Genomic DNA, 21,092 nt, shown 5'->3' with positions numbered 1-21,092 from the left:
CCGGTGCGCGGGGAGGTGCGGTCATGGGCGGGGGATTTACTGACGAGACCCTTCCCTCACGGCTCGAGCTGCCGGCGGGCGCCCTCCTGCGCCCGCTGGTCGCGAGCGCCGCGAACCTCCTGCACGAGGCGATCGGCGAGCAGCTCGACACGGTGACCATTCCCGACAATCGTCCAGACGATCCCGCCGCTTTGGCCGGCGCGAACATCGTGGCTCTCGTCCCGGCCGTCCCGGAACTGACGGCGCTGCCAGAGCCGGACGGGGACTCGGCCACTCGCCTCTGGGCGCAGTACCGCTCCGCGCATCCCGCCGTCGAGGAGAAGCTCCCGCCCGTGGAGTCCTTCGGCGACAGCACCGCGATGGCCGACGAGTTGCTGGGCCTCGTGCGGCGCGGAGTGAAGACGGCCACTGCCTCGCTCGCCGCAGACGGCGCACCTGCCGCAGGCGAGCACTGGATCGTCTGCGACGGCGGCGGGATCGCGCGGGTGGTCCTCGTGACCGAGGAGGTGCGGATCGGTCCGCTCGACTCGGTCGATGACGCCTTCGCCTGGGCCGAGGGCGAGGGCGAGCGCACTCGCGAGTCCTGGCTCGACGGGCACCGCCGCTACTTCTCCCGCACGTCGCCCGGCGGCATCGGCGATGTCGTCTTTGAGCGCTTCCGCGTGGTGTGGCCGGAGGCCGATGCCGAGCGAGCAGCCGCCTTCCTCCGCTCGATCGGAGCGTCCCGACCCGAGGAACTCGACGGGACTCCCGCGCAGGACTAGGGAGTTTCCCGGATGCCCCGCTCAGGCGCCCTACGACACAGTGGAGTCATGGCTACCCTCGTACGCCCCCGTCGGGGCAGAATCATCGCCGGCGTCTGTGCCGGTCTCGCCCGCCGTTTCGGCTGGAGCCCCTTCGTGGTGCGGCTCCTGTTCGTGCTCTCGTGCCTGCTCCCCGGGCCGCAGATTATCGCCTACCTCGTGATGTGGGTGGTCATTCCACAGCAGAAGTGACCGCGCCCTTCCGCTCCGGGCAGCCTCTGAGAGAACGCTCAGCGCCCGGAGCGGTGGGACGCCTACGGTAGCGCCATGCGCCCGTCGGGCGCCGAGGAGGAGATCATGGGATTCCTGGACCGATTGCTGGGTCGCGACGAGCAGCCCGAGAGCGCACGCCGCTCGACCGACGCACCACCCCAGTCCGCAGACCGCAGAGCCGAGTACGGCACCCCGCCGGCGACCTCTCCTCGCAGCGATGACGAGCGGGCGATCGAGCGCTACCGCTACCTCCTCCGCACGGCGCCGCCCGAAGCGATCGAGCAGGTGCACCGCGAGGCCTTCGAGCAGCTGACCCCCGAGCAGCGCCAGCAGGTCTTTCGCGAACTCAGCGAAGGCGCGCCGGTCGGTGACGCGCCGAAGGACGACGATCCCCGCACGCTCGCCCAGTCCGCCACGCGGAGCGAGCTGCGCCAGCCGGGATTCATGGAGCGGCGCTTCTCCGGCGGTGGCGGGATGGGCTTCGGCGGCGTCCTCGCCTCCTCGATGCTCGGCACGATCGCCGGCTTCGCGATCGGCTCGGCCATCGCGGGGGCCTTCCTCCCGGACGTGGGCGGCGACTATGCCGGCGGCGAGGGTGACGTGTCGGCCGACGGTGGAGTGGGCGGAGCGGACGGCTCCGCGGCGGACGCAGGCGACGGTGGCTGGGGCGATTCCGGCGCCGATTTCGGCGGCGGCGACTTCGGCGGCGACTTCGGCTTCTAGCCCCGATACCGAGGGCCCTCGACCACGCGGCGTGGTCGGGGGCCCTCGTCGTGCATCCCGGGCTCAGTCGCCGTCGGTCAGCATCGCCTTCACCTGGCGGCGGAGGACCTTGCCGATCATGTTCCTCGGCAACTCGTCGACCACGGTGATCCGCTTGGGGACCTTGTAGGCGGTCAGCGCTTCACGGACGGCTTTGCGGGCCGCGGCGACGTCGAGTTGCGCACCTGGCTCCAGCACGACCGCGGCCGCCACGGTTTCGCCGCTGTGCGGATCGGGCAGGCCGACCACGGCTACCTCCTTGATCTCGGGCAGGCGCAGCAGCACCTCCTCCACCTCGGACGGCGAGACATTGAAGCCGCCCGTGATCACGAGTTCCTTGAGCCGGTCGACGATGCGCACGAAGCCGTCCTCGTCGATCGTGGCGATGTCTCCGGTGCGGAACCAGCCGTCATTCGTGAAGGTCGCCGCCGTTTCCTCGGGCTTGCGGTGGTAGCCGCGGAACACCTGTGGGCCGCGGACGATCAGCTCGCCCTGCTCGCCGACCGCCATCTCCCTTCCCGGGTCGTCCGGGTCGACGATCCGGACGTCCGTACCCGGCAGCGGGAGACCGACCGTTCCCGCGCGGCGCGTGGGCCCGACGGGATTCGCCATCAGCACCGGCGAGGTCTCTGAGAGGCCGTAGCCCTCGACGAGCGTCCCACCGGTCAGCGCCTCGAACGACTCGACAAGAGCCGGATCCAGCGGCATCGCGCCGGAGATCGCGATCTCGATGCCGTGGAGCGAGACTCCGCTCTGCTGAGCGCTGCGCGCCAGGCGCTCCGCGATCGGCGGCACGGCGGGGAGGAACGTGGCGGGATGCTTCTTCACCACCTTCAGCACCAGCTCCGGGTCGAACTTGGGGAACAGCACCAGCCGCGCGCCCATGCTCATCGCGAAGGTGAGGCAGAGCGTGAGGCCGTAGGCGTGGAACATCGGCAACACGGCGTAGACGACGCAGTCGCCACGTCGGACCGTGGGCACCCAGGCGCGCGACTGGGCGGCGTTCGCGGTGAGATTCGCGTGGGTCAGCTCGGCGCCCTTGGGCGTGCCGGTCGTGCCGCTCGTGTACTGGATGACCGCCAGGTCCTCCGCCGTCGGCCGCGGGTGCGCGGAGTCAATCCGGCGGCGCAACAGCGACTCCCAGTCGATCGCCCCCCGGGCCCGACCGGTGAGCGCGGAACGCGACTCCCGCGCCTTCTTCAACGGGAGGCGCAGGGCCGCCCGCATCGGAGCGGGCATGGCACGGGTCAGGTCGACGGCGATCACGGTCTCGACGCCGAGATCGGCGGGCAGGTCCTGCACCGTCGGGACGACGCGGCTCCAGGCGATCACGAGGCGGGCGCCGTGGTCCTCAAACTGATGCCGGAACTCTCGCGGCGTGTACAGCGGATTGTGCTCGACGACGACGGCGCCGAGCCGGAGGACCGCGTAGAAGGCGATGACGTGCTGGGGGCAGTTGGGGAGGATGAGGGCCACCGGATCGCCCGAGCGCACGCCCAGGCGACGCAGGCCCTCCGCCGCCCGTTCGACCTCGTCGGCGAGTTGGGCGTAACTGGTCGAGCGGCCGAAGAATTCCAGCGCCACATGCTGCGGATAGCGCTCGGCCGACTCGGTGACGATGTCCAGGAGCGAGCCGGTCGGGAGCTCGAGCTCCGTCGGCACGCCGGGTGCGTAGCTGCGGGTCCAGGGGCGGGGCGGGTGGGTGCTCACCCGCCCCACTCTAGAAGGCCGTGCCAGTGCTCAGGCTCCCTGTGCCACCGCATCCTCGATCGGCGTCGGACCCGAGACAATCTCCCAGGTCTTGGCGATCGAGGTCGGCTGGGCCAGTGCGGCGATCACGGTGGCCGCGACGTCCGCGCGCGGGATACTGCCCTTCTCGACGGAGCTGCCGAGCGTGATCGTGCCGGTGCCCTCGTCGTCGGTCAATCCGCCCGGGCGGAGGATCGTGTAGTCGAGTCCGGAGTCGCGCAGCGCCGAGTCGGCGTCGCGCTTGGCCTCGACGTAGGCCTTCCAGCCCTCCTCGGTGTCCTCGGGTAGCGGCTCGTCCACGCCGATCGCGCTGACCTGCACGAAGTGCTGCACGCCCACGATCGCGGCGGCCTTCTGGCTGAGCACCGACGCGCCCAGGTCGACGGTGCGCTTGCGCTCGGGGCCGGAGTCGGGCCCCGCGCCGGCGGTGAAGACCATGCCGTCGAGGTGGCCGAGCGCCTCGGCGAGCGCCTCGGGGGTGGTGTCCTCGAGGTCGTGCACGAGCGGCTCGCCGCCGAGGCGAATGATGTCCTCCGCGTGATCGGGGTTGCGGATCACTCCGACCGACTCGTGTCCGGCGTCGTAGAGCAAGTGCAGGATCTGCTGCCCCACCTTGCCGTGGGCTCCGATGACGGCGATGCGGGTCATGGCTGGTCCTCTCCTCGTCGGGGCGGGTCGCCCCGGGTTCATGGTCGCTCCCATCCTGCCGCGGCCTCCCGCCAGGGTCCCAGGCCTTGACCGCGTGCTCAGGCTGCCGCGCGGTCGTCGCGACCGGTGATCGCGAGCAGGCGGCTCTGCAGCGATGAGGCCGCGTCGACCGGCACGGGTGCGGCGTAAAGTCCGCTGGCTCGCAGGGTCGCCTCCTGCGGTGCGAACAGCTCCCAGACGGCAGCGACGAGTTCGTCGTCGAGTCGTTCGTCACTGCCGGTCGCCCGGGCGAGGTCCCAGGCGTGCACGGTCACGTCGGCCGTCTGCTCCTGTAGCAGCTCGACGGCGCTGACCGTGTCGCGCCCCAGCAGCACGGTGGCCTCCGGATCGACAGAGCGAGCCGTGGCACGCAGGGTGTCGGTCACGCGCCGCCACTCACTCCGCAGGTCGGGCGCGACAGGCTCGAGACGGAGGGCCGACTCGTCGCCGCCGGAGAGAAGCGTGTGCGCACGCTGCTGCTCGCGGACGACGTGCAGCACCAGCGCGCGCGTATCCCATTCGGTGTCGGGAGTGGGGGAGGACCAATCCTCGACCGCGCTGAGCCGGAGCTCGAAGGCGCGATGGGCGCGGTCCTGCAGGTCAAGCCAGCGCGTCAACTCGACGGTGGTGCTCGTCGGGGTGCTGGCGCTCATCGAGGTGGCGGTGGGGGAGTCGGGCTGCTCGTGCGTCATGGTCTCTCCGGAGCGTCGTGGTGCTCGGGTCAACCACGAGCGGTCTGTGCTCATTCCCCGACCCCGCAGTCCGCTCCGGCCGGCGCCGCGGATGTCCGTGGTGCGTGCGAGCATGAGGCGGGATGAGGGCGAGGAGGGTGGTACGGCGTGAGCAAGCAGGACGGCACGGCCCGGTGGGTCACGACCGAGCCCTTCGACGACCCGCGCGCGAGCATCCTGCACATAGATATGGACGCGTTCTTCGCCTCCGTCGAGCTGCTGGACCGACCAGATCTGCGGGGGAGGCCGGTCATCGTCGGCCACCACGGCGCGCGCTCGGTCGTCACCGCCGCCACCTACGAGGCTCGCCGCTACGGGGTCAACTCCGCGATGCCGATGGCGGTCGCCCTCCGCCGCTGTCCGCAGGCCGTGGTCCTCGAGCCGCACATGGAGCGCTACCGGGAGGCCTCCCGCCGGGTGATGGCGATCTTCGACTCGTTCACACCGCTGGTCGAGCGCCTGAGCATCGACGAGGCGTTCCTCGATGTCGCGGGCGCCCGCCGCCTCTCCGGCTCACCGTTCGCGATCGGCACCGAGATCCGCCGCCGGGTCCACGCCGAGTTGGGCCTGACCTGCTCCGTCGGGATCGCCAGCACCAAGTTCGTCGCCAAGCTCGCCTCCGGCCGCTCCAAACCCGACGGCCTGCTCGTCGTCCCCGCTGACGCGGTCCGCGAGTTCCTCGATCCGCTGCCCGTGAGCGCCCTCTGGGGGGTCGGCGCCAGCACCGAGGAGGCACTCGTGCGTCGGGGCCTGCGCACCGTGGCCGACGTCGCTTCCACTCCGCTGACCTCGCTGGTGTCGACGCTCGGCGAGGCCACGGGGCGCCGCCTGCACGCGCTCGCGAACGGGGTGGACCCGCGGCCCGTCGAGACCCGCCAGATCGAGAAGAGCGCCGGTCACGAGATCACCTTCGCCGACGACGTGGCCGACCCCGAACTCGTGTTGCGAGAACTGTTGCGGCTCTGCGACAAGGTCGCGGTGCGGATGCGCAGGTCTGGCGTGCGCTGCCGCACGGTCGCGGTGAAGGTCCGCTTCGGCGACTTCAGCACCCTCACCCGATCGCGCACGCTCGCCGAGGCGACCGACGTCGCTCGGGTCCTCTATGAGGCGTCCTCCGCTCTCCTGGAGGCGGCCAATCCGCTCCGACGCCCTGTGCGGCTGATCGGAGTGCGCGGCGAGCAGCTCGTCGAGGGCGACGACGTCGCGTTCTCGCTGTGGAGCGACTCCGACGACTGGCGCGACGCCGAGGTCGCGGTCGACGATGTGGCGGCCCGCTTCGGCTCCGGAGCCGTCCGCCCGGCCTCGCTGCTCTCCCGCAGGGCCCCCGAGTCGGCCAAGGGGATCGACCTCAGCGACACGCTCGCTACGCGGAACCGATGGTCAGACTGATCGGCCGGTGGTCGGAGCCGTTCGGCGGCAGGACCGCCAGGGTCGCCGCCGGAACGCCGTCGGCGAGGGCGTGGTCGAGCGAGACCAGCGGCAGGATCGACGGCCAGGTCGCCGGGAAGCCGATTCCGCCGGTGCGCACCAGCCGCGCTTCGGCCAGCACGGGCGCGAGCCGATGATCGTCGGTCGGCGTGTTGAAATCGCCGATGACCAGGGTTCGCGCCGACTCGTCGTCACGGAGCACCGTGGCGAGATTCGAGAGCATCGAGTCCCGCTCCGCGTGGTCACCTGGTCGAAACGATGCCAGGTGCACGACGAACAGGCGGGTGCTGCCCACCGGTGTGTCCACATCGAGCGCCAGCGCGCGCGTCCAGCCGAGACCGAGATCGAGCGGCTCCTGAGCTGTGAGCTCGGTGCGGCTCCAGACGCCGACGGTACTCGAGACGAAGGAGTAGGGGTACTCATCGGCCAGCTCGTCATCGACAGTGCGCACGGCTGCCCCGTCGAGTTCCTGCAGGGCGATCACGTCCGGATCGCGCTTGGCGAGCGACGCGGCGAGCTCACCCGCGCCCTGGCTCGTCTCGATGTTCTGGCTGATCACGGTGAACGACCCGGAGCGGACCGCGGGTGCGGGCAGTGCGACGGGGAGCACCAGCACGCCGTACACCATCGCCAGCACGGTGACGGCGGCCGCCGTCCGCCTCGAGCGGAGGGTCACTGCGGCGGCGATCAGCAGCAGGACGAGCAGTCCCGTCCAGGGGATCCCGACCTCCAGCACCGAGAGCCACCCGATCGGATCCGGCAGCACCCGGTGCAGGGCGAGGAAAGCCGCCAGCGCCAGGCTCGCGACCGCGACCGCGGTCGAGCGCACAGGACGGCGACGGGAGCGAGCGGGCATCCCTCGATCATGACAGCCGGTCCCCGAGGGTGCATGGACGAGTCCTGTGCGCCCCGGCGGGCCGCTTGTCGCCGCGGAGAGGCGCGGAGTACGGTCGCAGCATGCCCAACATCGCAGTCTCCCTGGCCGACACCGTCACCACCGCGGGTACCTCGACGATCTACGGCGAACCCGTCACCGTCGACGGCGTCTCGCTCGTCCCCGTAGCCCTGCGCTGGTTCGGCTTCGGCGGAGGCAGCGGCTCCGAGGACGGTCAGGAGGGCAGCGGAGGCGGCGGCGCCACGGTCATCCCGATCGGCGCCTACATCAAGGACGACCTGGGCCTGCGGTTCCAGCCCAATGTGATCTCGGTCCTCGCCATTGGCATCCCCTTCGTCTGGGTCACCGGCAAGGCCCTGGCCCGCATCATTCGCGCCCTCAAGAAGTAGTCGAAACGGCCCCGTGTCAGCTGGCGCGCTGCTGGCGCGCGGGGTACCACTTCTTCTTCGTCCGGCCGAAACCAACGATCAGCCGTTCGGCGTCGTCCGGCCGCTTGGGGTCGTAGATCACCGCCGCGGGCTCATTCGCCATCCAGGCGTCCCCCCGCTTCTGCGGGTACTTCAGCGCCCGCTTCTCCTGGCCTTCGGCGGTGCGGTAAGCGACCAGGAGGCGCCCCAGATCCCGGGCGGAATCGCGGTCGCCTCGCGCCGGATCCGGCCCGATCACCTGCGCCGTCACTCGGGTTCCGTAACTGAGCAGCTCGCGCCGGATTCGCGCACGGCGCTGCCAGAGCAGGGCCTGCAGCAGCACGAGCAGCAACACGGCGAGGACGACGACCACCGACCAGGACATGACGTCTATGATTGCGGACGAACACGGGAGTCCGGTGCACCGGGCTGAGAGGAAGGCAGAAGCCTTCGACCGTCGAACCTGATCTGGGTCATGCCAGCGAAGGAACGTTTCGATCTCCTCTTACCAACCCGTGCCCTCCCTTCGCTTCCACGAAAGGGCACGCCAGTGCAGAACACGAACGCGCACGCGCAGAACGCGCACGCGCAGCCCCTCGCCGCGTCCACCGCCCCAGCTCGGCGGAACCTGCGCTGGCGGGTGGTCGACATCGTGGTGGCGAGCGTCATCGCCGTCGCGAGCGGGGTCGTCTTCTGGGCCTGGGGCCTGGCGACGAACGTCCTCGGCCTCGCCTTCGAGTTCCTGCCCGGGCTCGGCGGCCTCCTCGGCGGCGGCTGGCTCTTCGCCGGCGTCCTCGGCGGCCTCATCATTCGCAAACCCGGAGCGGCGCTCTACACTGAGCTGGTCGCCGCGGCTGTCTCGGCGCTGATCGGCACTCAGTGGGGGTACACCGTGCTGATCTCCGGCTTCGTCCAGGGACTCGGTGCTGAGATCGTCCTCGCGCTCTTCCTCTACCGCAGCGGACGGCCGCTTGTCGCAATGCTCGCCGGTGCCGGTGCGGGCCTCGCACTCGCGATCAACGACCTGCTGTCGTACTACGCGGCCAATGATGCGCTCTTCATGGGCGTCTACGTCGTCTCCTCTATCGTCTCGGGCGTGGTCCTGGCGGGCCTGGCGTCCTGGTTCGCTGTCCGCGGTCTCGCCGCCTCCGGAGCACTGGACCGGTTCGCCTCGGGTCGCGAAGGCCGAATGGTCGAGAGAGCCGGCGCGGTCTCTCGATGAGCGGCGCGTCGGTCCGGGCCCGGGGCTGGAGTTGGCGTCACGCGGGACGCTCGCGCTCCGCCGTCTCCGGTCTCGATCTCGCTCTGGAGCCGGGTGAACGGGTGCTGCTGCTCGGTCCCTCCGGAGCGGGTAAGAGCACGCTCCTGCACGCACTGGCCGGGGTGCTCGGCGACGAGGAGGACGGTGCCGCGGCGGGAGAGGTCACGATCGACGGAGCCGCTCCGCTCGCGCGACGCGGAGTAGCCGGCCTCGTACTGCAGGACCCGGACACCCAGGCAGTCCTCGTGCGGGTCGGTGATGACGTGGCGTTCGCCTGCGAGAACCTCGGTGTGCCGCGCGCGGAGATCCCCGCCCGAGTGCGGCAGGCACTGGAGGATGTCGGGCTCGACCTACCGCTCGGCCACTCCACCTCCGCGCTCTCCGGAGGGCAGAAGCAGCGGCTCGCCCTGGCGGGCGTTCTCGCGATGCGCCCTCGGCTCCTCCTGCTGGACGAGCCGACCGCCAACCTTGACCCCGCGGGGGTGCGAGAAGTGCGGGCGGCAGTCGAGCACACCGCGGCCCGCACGGGAGCGACACTGATCGTGGTCGAGCACCGGGTCGACGTCTGGCTGGATCTCGTCGACCGCGTCGTGGTCCTGGACCGTGACGGCGCGCTCGTCGCGGACGGTGCGCCGGCGGAGGTCCTGCGTGACGAGCGGGATGTGCTCCGCGCCTCGGGCGTCTGGCTGCCGGGTGAGCACCCCGAGCGCCGTTCGTCGAGCCCCCTGTGGTCGCCGGCCGCGCTCAGCGCACAGGATCTCTCGGTCGGCCGGCCCGTCTTTGGACGCCGTGCCGCCGCCGTCGTCGCCTCTGGGCTCGACCTCGCCATCGACTCCGCTCGGGTCACGGCCGTGCTCGGTCCCAACGGCGCGGGCAAGTCGACCCTGGCCCTCACACTGGCCGGCCTCCTCCCGCCGGCCGCGGGGAGGGTGAGTGCCTCCACGTCGCTGCGGGCCGGCGCCGGACCCGAGCCGATTCGCTGGAGCTCCGCTCAGCTCGCTGAGCGGATCGCGATGGTCTTCCAAGAGCCGGAGCACCAGTTCCTCACCGCCCGGGTGCGTGCTGAGCTGGCCCTCGGCGCCCGGGACGGCGCGGAGCGCCGGCGCGCGGAGGATCTGGTGGAGCGCCTCGGACTCGCTCACCTGGCCGACGCGAACCCCTTCACTCTGTCCGGAGGGGAGAAGCGGCGGCTCGCCGTCGCCTCCGCACTCACGCGGTCGCCGTCCGTGCTCGTGCTCGATGAACCGACCTTCGGGCAGGACCGTCTCACCTGGGAGGTCGTCGTCGGCCTCCTCGCCCAGCAGCGCGACGAGGGCGCAGCGGTGCTCGCCGTCACCCACGACGAAGCGCTGGTGGCGGCTCTCGCCGACTCAGTCCTCACCCTCGGCGCCCGCGAGGCGGTGTCCGGGTGACGCTCCTCGACGCGGTCCCCGCCCGCGGCCGAATCGCCCGCGCGAATCCCGTGGCGAAGCTCCTGTCGAGCCTCGTGATTGCCCTCGCGCTGATCCTCACCGTCGATGCTGTCTCGGCAGCTACCGCGCTCATCCTCGAGCTGCTGGTCCTGCCGTTCGCCGGGCTCCGGGCCGGCGAGCTCGTCCGGCGGACGGCACCCGTGTGGATCGCCGCCCCGCTGGCCGGACTCTCCACCGTCCTCTACGGGCGCGACAGCGGAGCGGTCTACGCGGAGTTCCTGATCATTTCGGTGACCGACGGCTCGGTCGCGCTCGGCCTGGCCATCGCCCTGCGGGTCCTGGCGATCGGTTTGCCCAGCGTGGTCCTGATCGCGACCACCGACCCGACCGATCTCGCGGACGGCCTCGCCCAAATACTCCGGCTGCCCTCGCGCTTCGTGCTCGGCGCCCTCGCCGGCATGCGAGTGGTCGGCCTGCTCGTCGACGATTGGCGCACCCTCTCGATGGCGCGCCGGGCGCGGGGCGTCGCCGACGGCCGGGGGGCCGTGCACGCACTGCGCAGTCTCGCTTCGCGGAGCTTCTCGCTGCTCGTCCTGGCGATCCGGCGGGGGAGCAGGCTGGCGACGGCGATGGAGGCGAAGGGGTTCGGCTCCGGTATCCCGCGAACCTGGGCTCGGGAGTCGCGCCTGGGAGCGGGAGACCTGCTGCTGCTCGCCGGTGCGGTGGCGATCTCGGCGACCGCCGTCACGGTCTCCATTCTGTCCGGCGCGTGGAGTTTCGTGCTGCATGGCTGAGCGAAGCGTTCCTGTGACCACTGCGTCGGCGCGCGAGCTCTCCCGGTGGATTCTCGCGAGACGCTGTCGCACGGTGCTCCTGGACGGGCCGAGCGGTTCCGGCAAGTCCACTTTCGCGCACGCTCTGGTCAAGCAGATCCGCCTGGCGCCGGGGGCGCCGTCCGTCGCTCTCGTGCAAATGGACGACCTCTACCCCGGGTGGTCGGGCCTTGACCGGGCGTCGCAGGAGAGCGCCCGGTTGCTCGTGCGCCCGCACGCTCGTGGCCTGGCGGCGCACTGGCGACCGTGGAACTGGGCCGCCGGGACGACGGCCGGCCGGCGAGTCGTCCGCGAGAGTGTTCTGCTGCTCGAAGGCTGCGGATCGGCCGGCGCCGACGCGCGCCGACACGCGGACCTCGTCGTCTGGCTCACCGCCGGCGACGAGCTGCGGAAGACGCGCGCGCTCGCCCGCGACGGTGAGCTCTTCGCTGCGCACTGGGACGCCTGGGACCGGAGCTTCCGGTCGTACTGCGAGCGCGAGCGGCCCCGCGGGGGCGCAGACCTCGTGCTGGACTCCGGCGGCGACTGCGCCGTGGGATCCTGAGGCGGGCAGCATCGCGGGAGTGCGGTGGCGGGTCAGGCCCAACCGAGCTCGTGCAGCCGCTCGTCGTCGATGCCGTAGAAGTGTGCGATCTCGTGCACGAGCGTGACGTGGATCTCATCCCGCAGGGCGTCCAGATCCTCGCAGGCGGCGAGGTGCGGCTCGCGGAACAGGACGATGCGGTCGGGCATCTCGCCGAAGCCGTAACGTTCGCGCTCCGTCAGTGCCACGCCGTCGTAGTACCCGAGTAGGTCGAGAGTGCCGTCCTCCGGCCGCTCCTCCACGACGAACACGACGTTCTCGAGGCCGTCGACCATGTCGTCCGGCAGGGCGTCGAGCTCGGCAACGACCAGCGCCTCGAAAGCGTCCTCGTCCAGGTCGAGCATCCGGGGCCTCTCTCCACCTGCGATCGTGATCGACCGCTGGATGGGCGGAAGAGGCCCGGAGTCGGAACTCCGGGCCTCTTCCGCTGCATGCACAGCCACTGGGGTGAGTAACGGGGCTCGAACCCGCGACCTCCTAGACCACAACCAGGCGCTCTGCCAACTGAGCTATACCCACCAGGAGCGTGTTCCGCCGGGGCGACCCCGCGAAGCAACTGTACGAGAGTACTACATCCGCGAGGCGAACTCGTCCACGACGGCCACCGAGACGGCCTGCACCTCGGCTGTGGTCGGTCCCGGCTCGGCCACGAAGACGGCACGGCGGTAGTACTGGAGCTCGCGGATGCTCTCGAGGATGTCCGCGAGGGCGCGGTGGCCACCGTTCTTCTTCGGAGCGTTGAAGTAGATGCGGGGGAACCAGCGCCGGGCCAACTCCTTGATCGTGCTGACGTCGACGTTGCGGTAGTGCAGGTGAGTATCGAGGCGGGGCATGAACTTCGCCAGGAACGCGCGATCGGTGCCGATCGAGTTGCCAGCGAGTGGCGCCTGCTGCTCGGCCGGAATATGCCGGAGTACGTACTCGAGCACCTCGTACTCGGCTTCCGCGACACTCACTCCGGAGGGGATCTCGGTGAGCAGCCCCGAGGTCTCATGCATCTTCCGGACGAAGTCGCCCATGTTCTCGAGCGCAGTGGCGTCCGGTCTGATGACGAGGGAGAGGCCCTCGTCTAGGGGATTCAGCTCGAAGTCGGTGACGACGACAGCAATTTCGACCAGCTCGTCGACGGCGAGGTCCAGGCCCGTCATCTCGCAGTCGATCCAGACAAGACGGTCGGGGGCGCTACTCATGACGGGAAGTCTATCCGCGGCTACCGACACCCGATCCGGTCGGCTCGCGCCTCCTAGACTGAATCCCCGTGATCACGCTCCTCTCCTCACTCCTGATCGTCAACGCCGTGTGGAATGCGATCGTCTGGCCGCCCTTCCTGCGCCGCGTCCGGAAGGACCCGCGCGCGCGGGATGCCGATGGCCGGGCGACGACCTTCCTCCGCGTCCACTTGGTGCTCATCGGAACCTCGCTCGCCCTCGCCGCCGTCTCGCTCGTCGGGGGAGTGCTTGGACTGGGTCAGGGCGCGTAGCCGGCGTCGGGCGGGGCTCGGACGGACGCAGCAACGCCGCCGTGCCCACCGCGGTCGGGCTTCGGCGGCGATACTTTCGGCGGCGATATTGAAGAGATGGTCGGTCCCGACCCAGCAGTGATCTTCGACGTCGATGGTACGCTGGTCGATGTCAGCGGTGTTCGGCACGACATCGCGGACAACGCCGCGAAGAAGGATTTCCGCCGCTTCCACTGCGCCGCGTCGTTCCGCCCGCCGGTGGCGTCCACGCGCGGCTCGTCCATCGTTCCGGTGCTCGGGTGTTCATCGTCAGCGCGCGCTCGGAGCGGTGGCGCTACCGGACGGTGATCTGACTGCGGAAGTGGGAGGTCGACTACGAGGTGCTGCTGATGCCGGCGGAGGGGGGATGGGCGGCCGGACGTCGAGGTGAAGCGGGGGCTCCTGACGATGATCCGATGCCGATACGGCGCCGAGCCGTCCCGGGCTGGGGTGTTCGCCCGCCGGAGGAGGAACCGGTCGGTCGGAGTTCTCCACCTGATCCGGTGGTCGTCCGAGAGCCGGCGTACCCTCTCGGGGCCGCGGTGCCCCCGGCAGGACTCGAACCTGCGACCGTCAGATTAGAAGGCTGCTGCTCTATCCGCTGAGCTACGGGGGCGCCTGGTCAGGGTACTACGAGGCCGGGCGGCGCCCGTCGTCCTGGCGTCCCGCGGGTGGTCACCGGCTTTGCACGGGGTTTCATCCTCCTGCGTGACTCTCGAACGAGGACTCGAGGGCCCTGCCTCCCTAACACGCCGGCACATTGCAGGCAAGATCGGCGTGTTTCCCATCAGATGTCAGTGGAGTGTCATTCAGGCACCTAGTCTTGGGGTGTCCGGAATTACAACGACGTAACGAACGGAGGCACGACCATGCTGCTCCTCGCCATCCTCGGTGGAATCGCCGCCGCGTGGACGATTGTCGCGGCGCACCTCGCCGTGCTGGTCGGCCGAGTCGCCCGTGCACGAGATGCACACAGCTAGTCCGTACACGCATCGCCCGCACGACAGAGAAGGCCCCGACCGCACTCGCGATCGGGGCCTTCTCTGCGTCTTCCGGTGGTGACTGCTGGTGAGGTGCGTGTTCAGTCGGCGTCACAGCGCACTGTGATCGTCCCGTCGGTCGTCCTCGGCGGCGGAGCGCTGGAAGCGGGCCTCGTCCGCGCGGACGACGGCGTCGTCCTGACTGGCGGGATCAGCCGGGGCGCCGGCCTCGGCGCCGTCGCTGTGGAGTGCCTGCCCGTCGTCCCCGACGGCAGCCGGAGCGCTTGCGTGCGGCTCGAAGTCCCCACCGGATGTCGCGCGCTGTGTCTCGACAGGCGGCAGCTCCTCAACGGGCCGCTCGCGCGAAGGGACCTCCAAGCGGTCGACGTCGGCGAGGAGGCGGCGCGTCTCATCCTGCGACGCGTCCGTGTCCGACGGCGGTAGGACGATGCTGGGAGTCGCGGCGCCGGCCGTACCCGCCGTGGCGCCGCTCGCGATCGCGGCACCGACGACGACGGGGGTAGCAGGCGCTGACTGAGCGACCGGCGGAGTAGTCCCCTCCGGTGCCGACCTCCCCGTATTCCCCATCTGCTCGGTCAGGTCTGCGAGCGCCGACTCGGCCGAGCCCTCACGACCGGTCTCCGAGAAGCGCCAGCGCTCGAGGTCCGCCAGGAACGCCTTGCGCGCGCGCCCGGGCTTGTCACGCCAGAGCACCAGACGGTCGCGGAACTCATTCACGCTCGCCTGCGTCTGGTAGCCGCCGGTGCTGGAGGTGTGCTTCAGCTCAGCGAGCTCATGGGCGGCCCAGTTGGCTGCGACTCCGGAGCCCTTGACCGGCAGCAGGCGCAGGTGAGTCTCGGCCTGTGCCGACGCGCGGTCGCTGAGGACACGCTCGGTGCTACTGAGGACGTTCCAGGCGGAGGCATCGACGGCCGCGTCGACGAGCGTCGCGATGATCGCGTTCTTGCGCTCGTGATCCTGCTGCCGGATCAGGCGCGCGATGGACGCGCGGAAGACGGAGCCGATCACGACCGCTCCGATCACGACAGCCAGCAGGACCACGGCGGCAGTGAAGACCGCCTGGTACCCATCGCTCGTGCGGATCCAGGACAGGAATTCGTTCCACCACTGCATGGGGCGAACGCTATCCGGGGCGGCCCTCGCCTCTCGGTCGGCACGCCGCCGATCCTTCGGATCGGCGCGGACCGGGCGCGCCGGGAGCTGATCTGAGGAATCGGCGGACTCAGACTGCTGCGAACTCAGGCTGCGAACTCAGGCGACGCGGAAGACCTCGATCGCGTCATCGACGTTCCAGAACTCGCCCAGCTCGGCACCGGCCGGCATCCCCGCGCGCAGTAGCCGGGCTCGGTAGCGCTCGCCGAGCGGATCGTCCATCAGCTCGATGTGACCGACGACGGCCCCCGAGCCGGAGCTGACGCGCCACAGCCGGGAGTTGACCTGCGTGAGCGTCGGCGGGGTGCGAATCGCGTGCAGCGTGGACAAAGACATCGGCTCCTCCTGTTGGGTCTCGAAGCACCCACCGGCTGAGTGCTGTCGCAGACTACGGCCGACCACCGACATCCCTGGCCGAGATTCAGCGCAGGGTCGTGCCGTCCACCGCGAACTCCTCAATCGCCGCGATCTCCTCCGCTGAGAGAGGTTCCGCATCGAGCGCGGCGACGTTCTGCTCGAGCTGGGCGACGCTCGAGGCGCCGATGATCGCGCTGGTGACCGTCGGCACACGGAGCACCCAGCTCAGTGCGAGCTGCGCCAGTGACTGCCCGCGCTGCTGTGCGATCCCCGTCAGGCCCCGCGCCCGGCTGAGGTACGCCTCGTCGATCCGGTCGGCGGAGAGGAAGCGGGAGGTCGCAGCGCGGGAGCCCTCCGGGACGGTGCCGTCGAGGTAGCGGTCGGTCAGTAGGCCCTGCGCCAGCGGCGAGAAGACGATACAGCCGGATCCGAGTTCGTCCAGGACGGGGAAGAGGTCATCCTCGGGGCCGCGGTCAAAGAGGGAGTAGCGCGGCTGGTGCAGCAGGAGTGGGACCCCGCTGCCCGTCAACGCAGCCTCGGCGGCTCGGGTCTGCTCTGGCGAGTAATTGGAGATGCCGGCGTAGAGCGCCTTGCCCTGTTGCACGGCGCTGACCAGGGCGCCCATCGTCTCCTCGATCGGTGTCGTAGGGTCCGGCCGGTGGGAGTAGAAGACGTCGACATAGTCCACGCCGATCCGCCGCAGGCTCTGGTCGAGGGAGGAGAGCACGTATTTGCGTGAGCCGCCATCACCGTACGGCCCCGGCCACATGTCGTAGCCGGCCTTTGAGGAGATCACCATCTCGTCGCGATAGGGCCGGAGGTCCTCGGCGAGGATCCGCCCGAAGGCCGTCTCGGCCGCGCCATAGGGCGGTCCGTAATTGTTCGCGAGGTCGAAATGAGTGATTCCGAGGTCGAACGCACGGCGCAGAATCGCCCGTTGAGTGTCGAGGGACCGGTCGGATCCGAAGTTGTGCCAGAGACCCAGAGACAGAGCGGGCAGAAGTAGTCCGCTTCGTCCGGTACGTCGGTAGTCCATGCGGTCGTAGCGAGAGGGGGCGGCTGCGTAGCTCACCCGGCGACTCTATTCCAGCGGTGCCGACTCGCGGAATGCGCGGGGCCTGCGAGGTGTTGGATCAGGGGACGCGCCCGGCGCTCCGGATGCGTCGATGCGACAGGAAGTGAGTCACACGCAATGCGCACATTCGTACTCGCCGGAGGATGCTTCTGGTGTTTGGACGCCGTTTACCGCGTCCTCGATGGCGTGACCGACGTCGTCTCCGGCTACACCGGCGGCCGAACGATCGAACCCGACTACGAGGACGTCTGCTCCGGTCGCACTGGGCACGCCGAGGCGGTCGCCGTCACCTTCGATCCGGAGGTGATCCCCGAGCAGGTGATCCTCGACGTCTTCTTCACCCTGCATGACCCGCGCCAACTGAATCGCCAGGGCAACGACGTCGGTACGCAGTACCGCTCCGCGATGTTCTACTCCTCGGACGAGGAGAAGGGATTGTTCGAATCGGCCCGTGACCGGGCATCCGAGTGGTGGGAGGGGCCGATCGTCACCGAGATCTCTCCCCTTGGCGTGTACTACCCGGCCGAGGACTACCACCAGGATTTCTTCGCGAAGAACCCGGGGCAGGGCTACTGCCTCGCGGTTGCGTTGCCCAAGGTGAACAAGATCCGTTCGTCGTATTCGTCCTACATCTCTGCGTCGTAACTCTCCTCCACAGGGAACGGCTTCGTCGATCTCTCCCCAGAAGGGCCCACCTCCGCCTCGGAGGTGGGCCCTTCGTCGAGACACTGTCCCTGCGGCGCCCGAGCGGTACCAGCCCCTCCGCCGGGCGCCGTCTCCGCCGCAGAAGCGGCGGGGGAGGAGAAGAAAGGACACGACCATGACCGACACGCTGACCGTCATCGGGACCATCGGCACCGACCCCCGGAGCATCGACACCGCCAGCGGCACCGCAATGACCAGCTTCCGCCTGGCAACGGCACAGCGGCGCTACGACCGGGCCGAGCAGCGCTGGATCGACGTCTCCACCAACTGGTACACCGTCACCGCTTTCAACGGCCTCGCCGGCAACGCCCTGTCCTCCCTGGCCCGGGGCGACCGCGTCCTCGTGACCGGCCGTCTCGGCGTGAAGGTGTGGGAGGCGGGTGGGAAGACCGGAACCGATGTGATCATCACGGCCGAGGGCATCGGGCATGATCTCGCCTGGGGCACGACCCGCTACACGAAGACTCTGGTGCGTGCGGCTGCGCCTGCCGCGCCGGCGAGTGAGCCGGCCTGGAGCGAGCAAGCGCCCGGGGAGGGGCTCGCGCCGAAGGACTGGGGAGCCGCGCCCGACGGATCCGGAGCTGTCCGTGCTGCGGATGGCTCGCGGGCGGCGGTCGGGCTCGACGGGGACGCTCCGTTGCTCTCGGTAGGATCCGGGGACACCCCGTTCTGATCCGGGGCCCGGAGCGAGAGTCGCTGCGGTCGGGAGGAGCCAGGCGTGAGACTCAATCGAGCGGCCAGGATCGCGCTCGCGCTAAGCGCACTCACCGCCTGCCTCGGCGGCTGCACGGCACCCGAGGCACCCCAGCCCGACACCTCGACCGCCGCATCGCAGGAGGCGGTGCCCGAATCGGCCGCGCCCGCCGCCTATGTCCCCGGCGGGACGACCGAGCAGAACCTCCCGGCCTTCGAGCAGACGTTGCGGTCGGCCGCCGAGCCCGACCCCGGGGTGGGTGGTTCGAGGGTGGTCCAGGCGCTCATTGCGGCCGGATTTCCTCGCGAGTCGCTGCAGATGACAGCCGACGAGACCTCGGTCGGACTCGACGCGGACTCGGTGCAGGTCTCGGTCAAGCTCGGCGAGTCCTGCCTCGTCGGCCAGTACGGTCCGAAGAGCGGCGGTGTGCGGGCCGTGATCGCGGCGCCGATCGCGACCGGTGCCTGCCTCGTCGGCCGTACGGTCCCTCTCGAGGGCTGAGGCGCACGCACCCCGAGTGGGGCGCGGGTGTGGGAAGAGACGTTCGATCGGTGTGATGCCGCGCCGTGGCGCAGACGGCGCGGACGGCCTGTCTGTGCAGCGTCGGGCCACCGACCACAGCGGATCCGTCGACGATGGATCCCTTTTGGCCTCGAGGCTGCGGGACTGCATCGACCCGGGCGGACAGTGACCCTGCCCGCGGCCCCAACGTGCCGGTTAGGCTGCCCTGACCGATCTGTGCCCCATCTGGGGACCCCAGGGACGGACGTGCTGACGGCAGTGTTCGGCACGAGGACCACGACGAGGGGGAACTCGCCATGACCACAGCCCGAACGCACGCAAAGACACGGGGGAAGTGGCTGCGTGCCGCGGTCGCCGTCGTCGGCGCCACCGCCGTCGTCCTCGGCGTAACGAGCGGGGCCGGCGCAGCGTCGGCCGAGACCCGTCGCATCGGATTGTCGACGGCTCCGTACACCTGGTCGGTCACAGAGGACTACAGCGCGGCCCAGGTCGCGCCGGTCGCCGCGGACGCCACCGAACTCGAGGTCACCCTCTCGAGGTCGGCGCGACCGACGTCGCCGTATCCCGACTTCACCACGGTGAACTGGACGGTCGGCACCCTGCGGGGCCAGAGTGAGCTCACCTCCGGAAGCCGGACTTTCCGCATCCCGCTGAAGCAGAGCCTGTCCTCTCTCGGTGGCTCGTCGATCCCTCTGCAGCTGACCGCGCAGAAGGAGCCGATGAGCGCCTCCGCGAAGCCCTACGGCCAGGCGTTCGACATCGGATACGAGCTCGTCACCACCGCAACCCTCACCGTCGACGGGAACGCCGGCGCGGGATTGGGCCGGGTCGACCTGTCCGCCGACGCCGCGAGCCTTGCCCGCGGAGGCTCCTTTTGGGGCGCGAACTCGAGCGCGCAGAACGTCGTGGACAACGACGTGATCGTCCTCGAATCCAACCGAGCGGGCTTCTTCGACCTCGAGGGCCTCACCGCGAACGTCGGACCGAGCCGCTCCGACCGCCTCGGCGCGCAGATCAGCGTCGACAGCGACCAGTCCGCCGTCTCCGTGACCGTTCCCGCTGGGGCCTATGCCGCTTCCCGGAATGCCGCGAGCAGTCTCGTTCAGGTCTCCGGCACCAGCCGAGGCCGCGCGCAGCCGGACGGAGCGACCGTGAACATGGACGCGGCGATCCGCGTGACGGGTGGCGGCACGACCACGCCGCCGGTCACGCCCACCCCGACCGCCACAGCGACGACTCCGCCCGGCGGAGGATCGCCGACGGTCTCGCGGATCGCCGGTGTCGACCGCCAGGCCACCGCGGTCGAGGTATCCAAGCGCACCTTCGGCGTGAACGTGCCCGTCGTCTACGTCGCCACCGGCTCGAACTTCCCCGACGCGCTCAGCGCCGGACCGGCCGCGGCCAAGCAGGGCGGTCCGCTGCTCCTGGTGGATCGCGACTCGATGAGCCAGGTTGTCCGCGACGAGCTGACCCGCCTGAAGCCCGCGAAGATCATCGTCGTCGGGTCCGAGCTGAGTGTCGGCGGCCAGGTCTACCGAGACCTCACTGCCTACGCGAAGAACGGCGAGATCCGTCGCCTCGGCGGAGTCGATCGGTATGACACCTCCCAGCGGATCATCCAGTACGCCTTCTCCGGCGGCTCGGCCACGGCCTGGCTGGCGACGGGGGAGAAATTTCCCGACGCCCTCAGTGCCAGCGCGGCAGCCGGCGCGGTCGACGCTCCCGTCATCCTGACCAACGGGACGGTGGCCACGGCGGACGCCCTCACTCGCGGACTCATCAGCGGACTCGGGGTGAAGACGCTCACCATCGCGGGCTCCCCGCTTTCTGTCAGCTCCGGCATCGAGCTCTCGATCCAGGGACCAGAGATCACCCGCATCGGCGGAACCGACCGCTACGACACGTCGGAGAAGCTGAACAAGGCGGCCTTCGGCTCGGTGAAGACCGTCTACCTCGCCACCGGCGAGAACTTCCCCGACGCCCTCGCGGGAGCCACGGCTGCCGGCTTCACCGGCAGCCCGCTGTTCGCGGTCCAGCCCACCTGCGTGCCCGCAGCCGTCCTGGCCGATATCTCCGCCTCTGGAGCGACCCAGGTCGTCCTGCTCGGCAGCACCAAGACGCTGTCCGAATCGGTGGCGACGCTGACGCCCTGCGGCTGATCCGGGCCTGCTGACGCCCTCCGCCCTCCCCACCCGTCCGCCGGCGGGGAGGGCGGTCTGCGTTGCTGCACTCCTGCCGACGCGGGGGCGCGACTTCCCGTTATCCTCGACTGGTGCGGGCGGTCCCGCGGCCCGCGCACCGTGTCGGGTCAAGGCCCGGCGTTT

At 70.2% G+C, this 21,092-nt stretch carries 25 protein-coding genes, 2 tRNA genes and 1 riboswitch; of the genes, 15 read left to right on the top strand and 12 right to left on the bottom strand.

The features are described 5' to 3' along the window. The first annotated feature begins 23 nt into the window (after positions 1-23). The 3 genes from C1O28_RS15390 to C1O28_RS06670 all read left to right on the top strand — a co-directional run bounded on the left by C1O28_RS15390 (position 24) and on the right by C1O28_RS06670 (position 1,739). Positions 24-764, top strand: coding sequence for an ASCH domain-containing protein (locus C1O28_RS15390; RefSeq protein ID WP_202129391.1), 741 nt, complete (start codon positions 24-26; stop codon positions 762-764). Positions 765-812: 48 nt separating this feature from the next. After that, positions 813-995: a PspC domain-containing protein gene (locus C1O28_RS06675; protein ID WP_097165843.1), complete on the top strand. Its 183-nt coding sequence runs from the start codon at positions 813-815 to the stop codon at positions 993-995. Positions 996-1,100: 105 nt separating this feature from the next. Further along, positions 1,101-1,739, top strand: coding sequence for a hypothetical protein (locus C1O28_RS06670; protein ID WP_097166075.1), 639 nt, complete (start codon positions 1,101-1,103; stop codon positions 1,737-1,739). A 63-nt stretch (positions 1,740-1,802) separates the two neighbouring features. Here C1O28_RS06670 and C1O28_RS06665 read toward each other — a convergent pair whose 3' ends face one another. From C1O28_RS06665 to C1O28_RS06655, 3 genes are all read right to left on the bottom strand, one after another. After that, complete coding sequence (locus C1O28_RS06665) at positions 1,803-3,488, bottom strand: long-chain-fatty-acid--CoA ligase (protein WP_097165844.1); 1,686 nt, start codon at positions 3,486-3,488, stop codon at positions 1,803-1,805. A 30-nt stretch (positions 3,489-3,518) separates the two neighbouring features. After that, on the bottom strand, positions 3,519-4,175 hold the full coding sequence (locus C1O28_RS06660) for an SDR family oxidoreductase (RefSeq protein WP_097165845.1): 657 nt from the start codon (positions 4,173-4,175) through the stop codon (positions 3,519-3,521). 98 nt (positions 4,176-4,273) lie between these two features. Then, complete coding sequence (locus tag C1O28_RS06655) at positions 4,274-4,906, bottom strand: TIGR03086 family metal-binding protein (RefSeq protein ID WP_237397983.1); 633 nt, start codon at positions 4,904-4,906, stop codon at positions 4,274-4,276. Positions 4,907-5,053: 147 nt separating this feature from the next. Between C1O28_RS06655 and dinB the strand changes: the two genes are divergently transcribed. After that, complete coding sequence (dinB, locus tag C1O28_RS06650) at positions 5,054-6,334, top strand: DNA polymerase IV (RefSeq protein ID WP_102063248.1); 1,281 nt, start codon at positions 5,054-5,056, stop codon at positions 6,332-6,334. On the opposite strand, the gene C1O28_RS06645 is transcribed toward dinB, so the two are convergent. Continuing rightward, positions 6,309-7,229, bottom strand: coding sequence for an endonuclease/exonuclease/phosphatase family protein (locus C1O28_RS06645; protein ID WP_097165846.1), 921 nt, complete (start codon positions 7,227-7,229; stop codon positions 6,309-6,311). The genes dinB and C1O28_RS06645 overlap by 26 nt on opposite strands. A 101-nt stretch (positions 7,230-7,330) precedes the next feature. Between C1O28_RS06645 and C1O28_RS06640 the strand changes: the two genes are divergently transcribed. Further along, positions 7,331-7,657, top strand: coding sequence for a hypothetical protein (locus C1O28_RS06640; protein ID WP_097165847.1), 327 nt, complete (start codon positions 7,331-7,333; stop codon positions 7,655-7,657). A gap of 16 nt (positions 7,658-7,673) precedes the next feature. Here C1O28_RS06640 and C1O28_RS06635 read toward each other — a convergent pair whose 3' ends face one another. After that, a complete protein-coding gene (locus C1O28_RS06635) occupies positions 7,674-8,060 on the bottom strand; it encodes a hypothetical protein (protein WP_097165848.1) in 387 nt (128 codons plus the stop codon). 14 nt (positions 8,061-8,074) lie between these two features. Then, positions 8,075-8,182: riboswitch (TPP riboswitch) on the top strand. A 43-nt stretch (positions 8,183-8,225) separates the two neighbouring features. Here C1O28_RS06635 and C1O28_RS06630 point away from each other — a divergent pair. The 4 genes from C1O28_RS06630 (at position 8,226) to C1O28_RS06615 (ending at position 11,725) form a co-directional block, all read left to right on the top strand. Next, positions 8,226-8,897, top strand: coding sequence for an ECF transporter S component (locus C1O28_RS06630; RefSeq protein ID WP_097165849.1), 672 nt, complete (start codon positions 8,226-8,228; stop codon positions 8,895-8,897). Next, the gene (locus C1O28_RS06625) at positions 8,894-10,348 is read left to right on the top strand and encodes an ABC transporter ATP-binding protein (RefSeq protein ID WP_097165850.1); all 1,455 of its coding nucleotides are present in this window, start codon (positions 8,894-8,896) and stop codon (positions 10,346-10,348) included. The genes C1O28_RS06630 and C1O28_RS06625 overlap by 4 nt, the downstream gene beginning before the upstream one ends. Next, positions 10,345-11,142 carry an energy-coupling factor transporter transmembrane component T family protein gene (locus C1O28_RS06620; RefSeq protein WP_097165851.1) on the top strand — a complete coding sequence of 266 codons (798 nt, stop codon included), beginning with the start codon at positions 10,345-10,347 and terminating at the stop codon, positions 11,140-11,142. Before C1O28_RS06625 ends, C1O28_RS06620 begins: the two co-directional genes overlap by 4 nt. A 73-nt stretch (positions 11,143-11,215) precedes the next feature. After that, positions 11,216-11,725, top strand: coding sequence for a nucleoside/nucleotide kinase family protein (locus C1O28_RS06615; protein WP_127821463.1), 510 nt, complete (start codon positions 11,216-11,218; stop codon positions 11,723-11,725). 32 nt (positions 11,726-11,757) lie between these two features. On the opposite strand, the gene C1O28_RS06610 is transcribed toward C1O28_RS06615, so the two are convergent. The 3 genes from C1O28_RS06610 to orn all read right to left on the bottom strand — a co-directional run bounded on the left by C1O28_RS06610 (position 11,758) and on the right by orn (position 12,954). Next, on the bottom strand, positions 11,758-12,108 hold the full coding sequence (locus C1O28_RS06610; RefSeq protein WP_097165853.1) for a metallopeptidase family protein: 351 nt from the start codon (positions 12,106-12,108) through the stop codon (positions 11,758-11,760). Between the two features lie 99 nt (positions 12,109-12,207). After that, a tRNA-His gene (locus tag C1O28_RS06605) sits at positions 12,208-12,283 on the bottom strand. A 50-nt stretch (positions 12,284-12,333) separates the two neighbouring features. Then, the gene (orn, locus tag C1O28_RS06600; protein ID WP_097165854.1) at positions 12,334-12,954 is read right to left on the bottom strand and encodes an oligoribonuclease; all 621 of its coding nucleotides are present in this window, start codon (positions 12,952-12,954) and stop codon (positions 12,334-12,336) included. 68 nt (positions 12,955-13,022) lie between these two features. Between orn and C1O28_RS06595 the strand changes: the two genes are divergently transcribed. After that, a complete protein-coding gene (locus C1O28_RS06595; protein ID WP_097165855.1) occupies positions 13,023-13,244 on the top strand; it encodes an SCO4848 family membrane protein in 222 nt (73 codons plus the stop codon). Between the two features lie 96 nt (positions 13,245-13,340). Continuing rightward, a complete protein-coding gene (locus tag C1O28_RS06590; protein WP_097165856.1) occupies positions 13,341-13,571 on the top strand; it encodes a hypothetical protein in 231 nt (76 codons plus the stop codon). 234 nt (positions 13,572-13,805) lie between these two features. Here C1O28_RS06590 and C1O28_RS06585 read toward each other — a convergent pair. The 4 genes from C1O28_RS06585 to C1O28_RS06570 form a co-directional block, all read right to left on the bottom strand. Then, positions 13,806-13,878: transfer RNA gene (locus tag C1O28_RS06585), tRNA-Arg, on the bottom strand. A 475-nt stretch (positions 13,879-14,353) separates the two neighbouring features. After that, positions 14,354-15,376, bottom strand: a complete 1,023-nt coding sequence (locus tag C1O28_RS06580) for a hypothetical protein (RefSeq protein WP_097165857.1) — start codon at positions 15,374-15,376, stop codon at positions 14,354-14,356. A gap of 138 nt (positions 15,377-15,514) precedes the next feature. Further along, a complete protein-coding gene (locus C1O28_RS06575) occupies positions 15,515-15,751 on the bottom strand; it encodes a hypothetical protein (RefSeq protein ID WP_097165858.1) in 237 nt (78 codons plus the stop codon). 85 nt (positions 15,752-15,836) lie between these two features. Then, complete coding sequence (locus C1O28_RS06570; protein WP_097165859.1) at positions 15,837-16,844, bottom strand: aldo/keto reductase; 1,008 nt, start codon at positions 16,842-16,844, stop codon at positions 15,837-15,839. Between the two features lie 120 nt (positions 16,845-16,964). On the opposite strand from C1O28_RS06570, the gene msrA reads away from it, so the two are divergent. From msrA to C1O28_RS06550, 4 genes are all read left to right on the top strand, one after another. Beyond that, the gene (msrA, locus tag C1O28_RS06565) at positions 16,965-17,492 is read left to right on the top strand and encodes a peptide-methionine (S)-S-oxide reductase MsrA (protein WP_097165860.1); all 528 of its coding nucleotides are present in this window, start codon (positions 16,965-16,967) and stop codon (positions 17,490-17,492) included. Between the two features lie 175 nt (positions 17,493-17,667). After that, complete coding sequence (locus tag C1O28_RS06560) at positions 17,668-18,225, top strand: single-stranded DNA-binding protein (protein ID WP_097165861.1); 558 nt, start codon at positions 17,668-17,670, stop codon at positions 18,223-18,225. 45 nt (positions 18,226-18,270) lie between these two features. Further along, positions 18,271-18,747, top strand: a complete 477-nt coding sequence (locus tag C1O28_RS06555; RefSeq protein WP_097165862.1) for a DUF6993 domain-containing protein — start codon at positions 18,271-18,273, stop codon at positions 18,745-18,747. A 317-nt stretch (positions 18,748-19,064) separates the two neighbouring features. After that, positions 19,065-20,927, top strand: coding sequence for a cell wall-binding repeat-containing protein (locus tag C1O28_RS06550; RefSeq protein WP_097165863.1), 1,863 nt, complete (start codon positions 19,065-19,067; stop codon positions 20,925-20,927). Positions 20,928-21,092: the final 165 nt, after the last annotated feature.

This window comes from Rathayibacter rathayi (assembly GCF_004011095.1).
GTDB classification, from domain to species: Bacteria; Actinomycetota; Actinomycetes; order Actinomycetales; family Microbacteriaceae; genus Rathayibacter; species Rathayibacter rathayi.
This window is presented reverse-complemented; position numbering and strand designations above follow the sequence as displayed.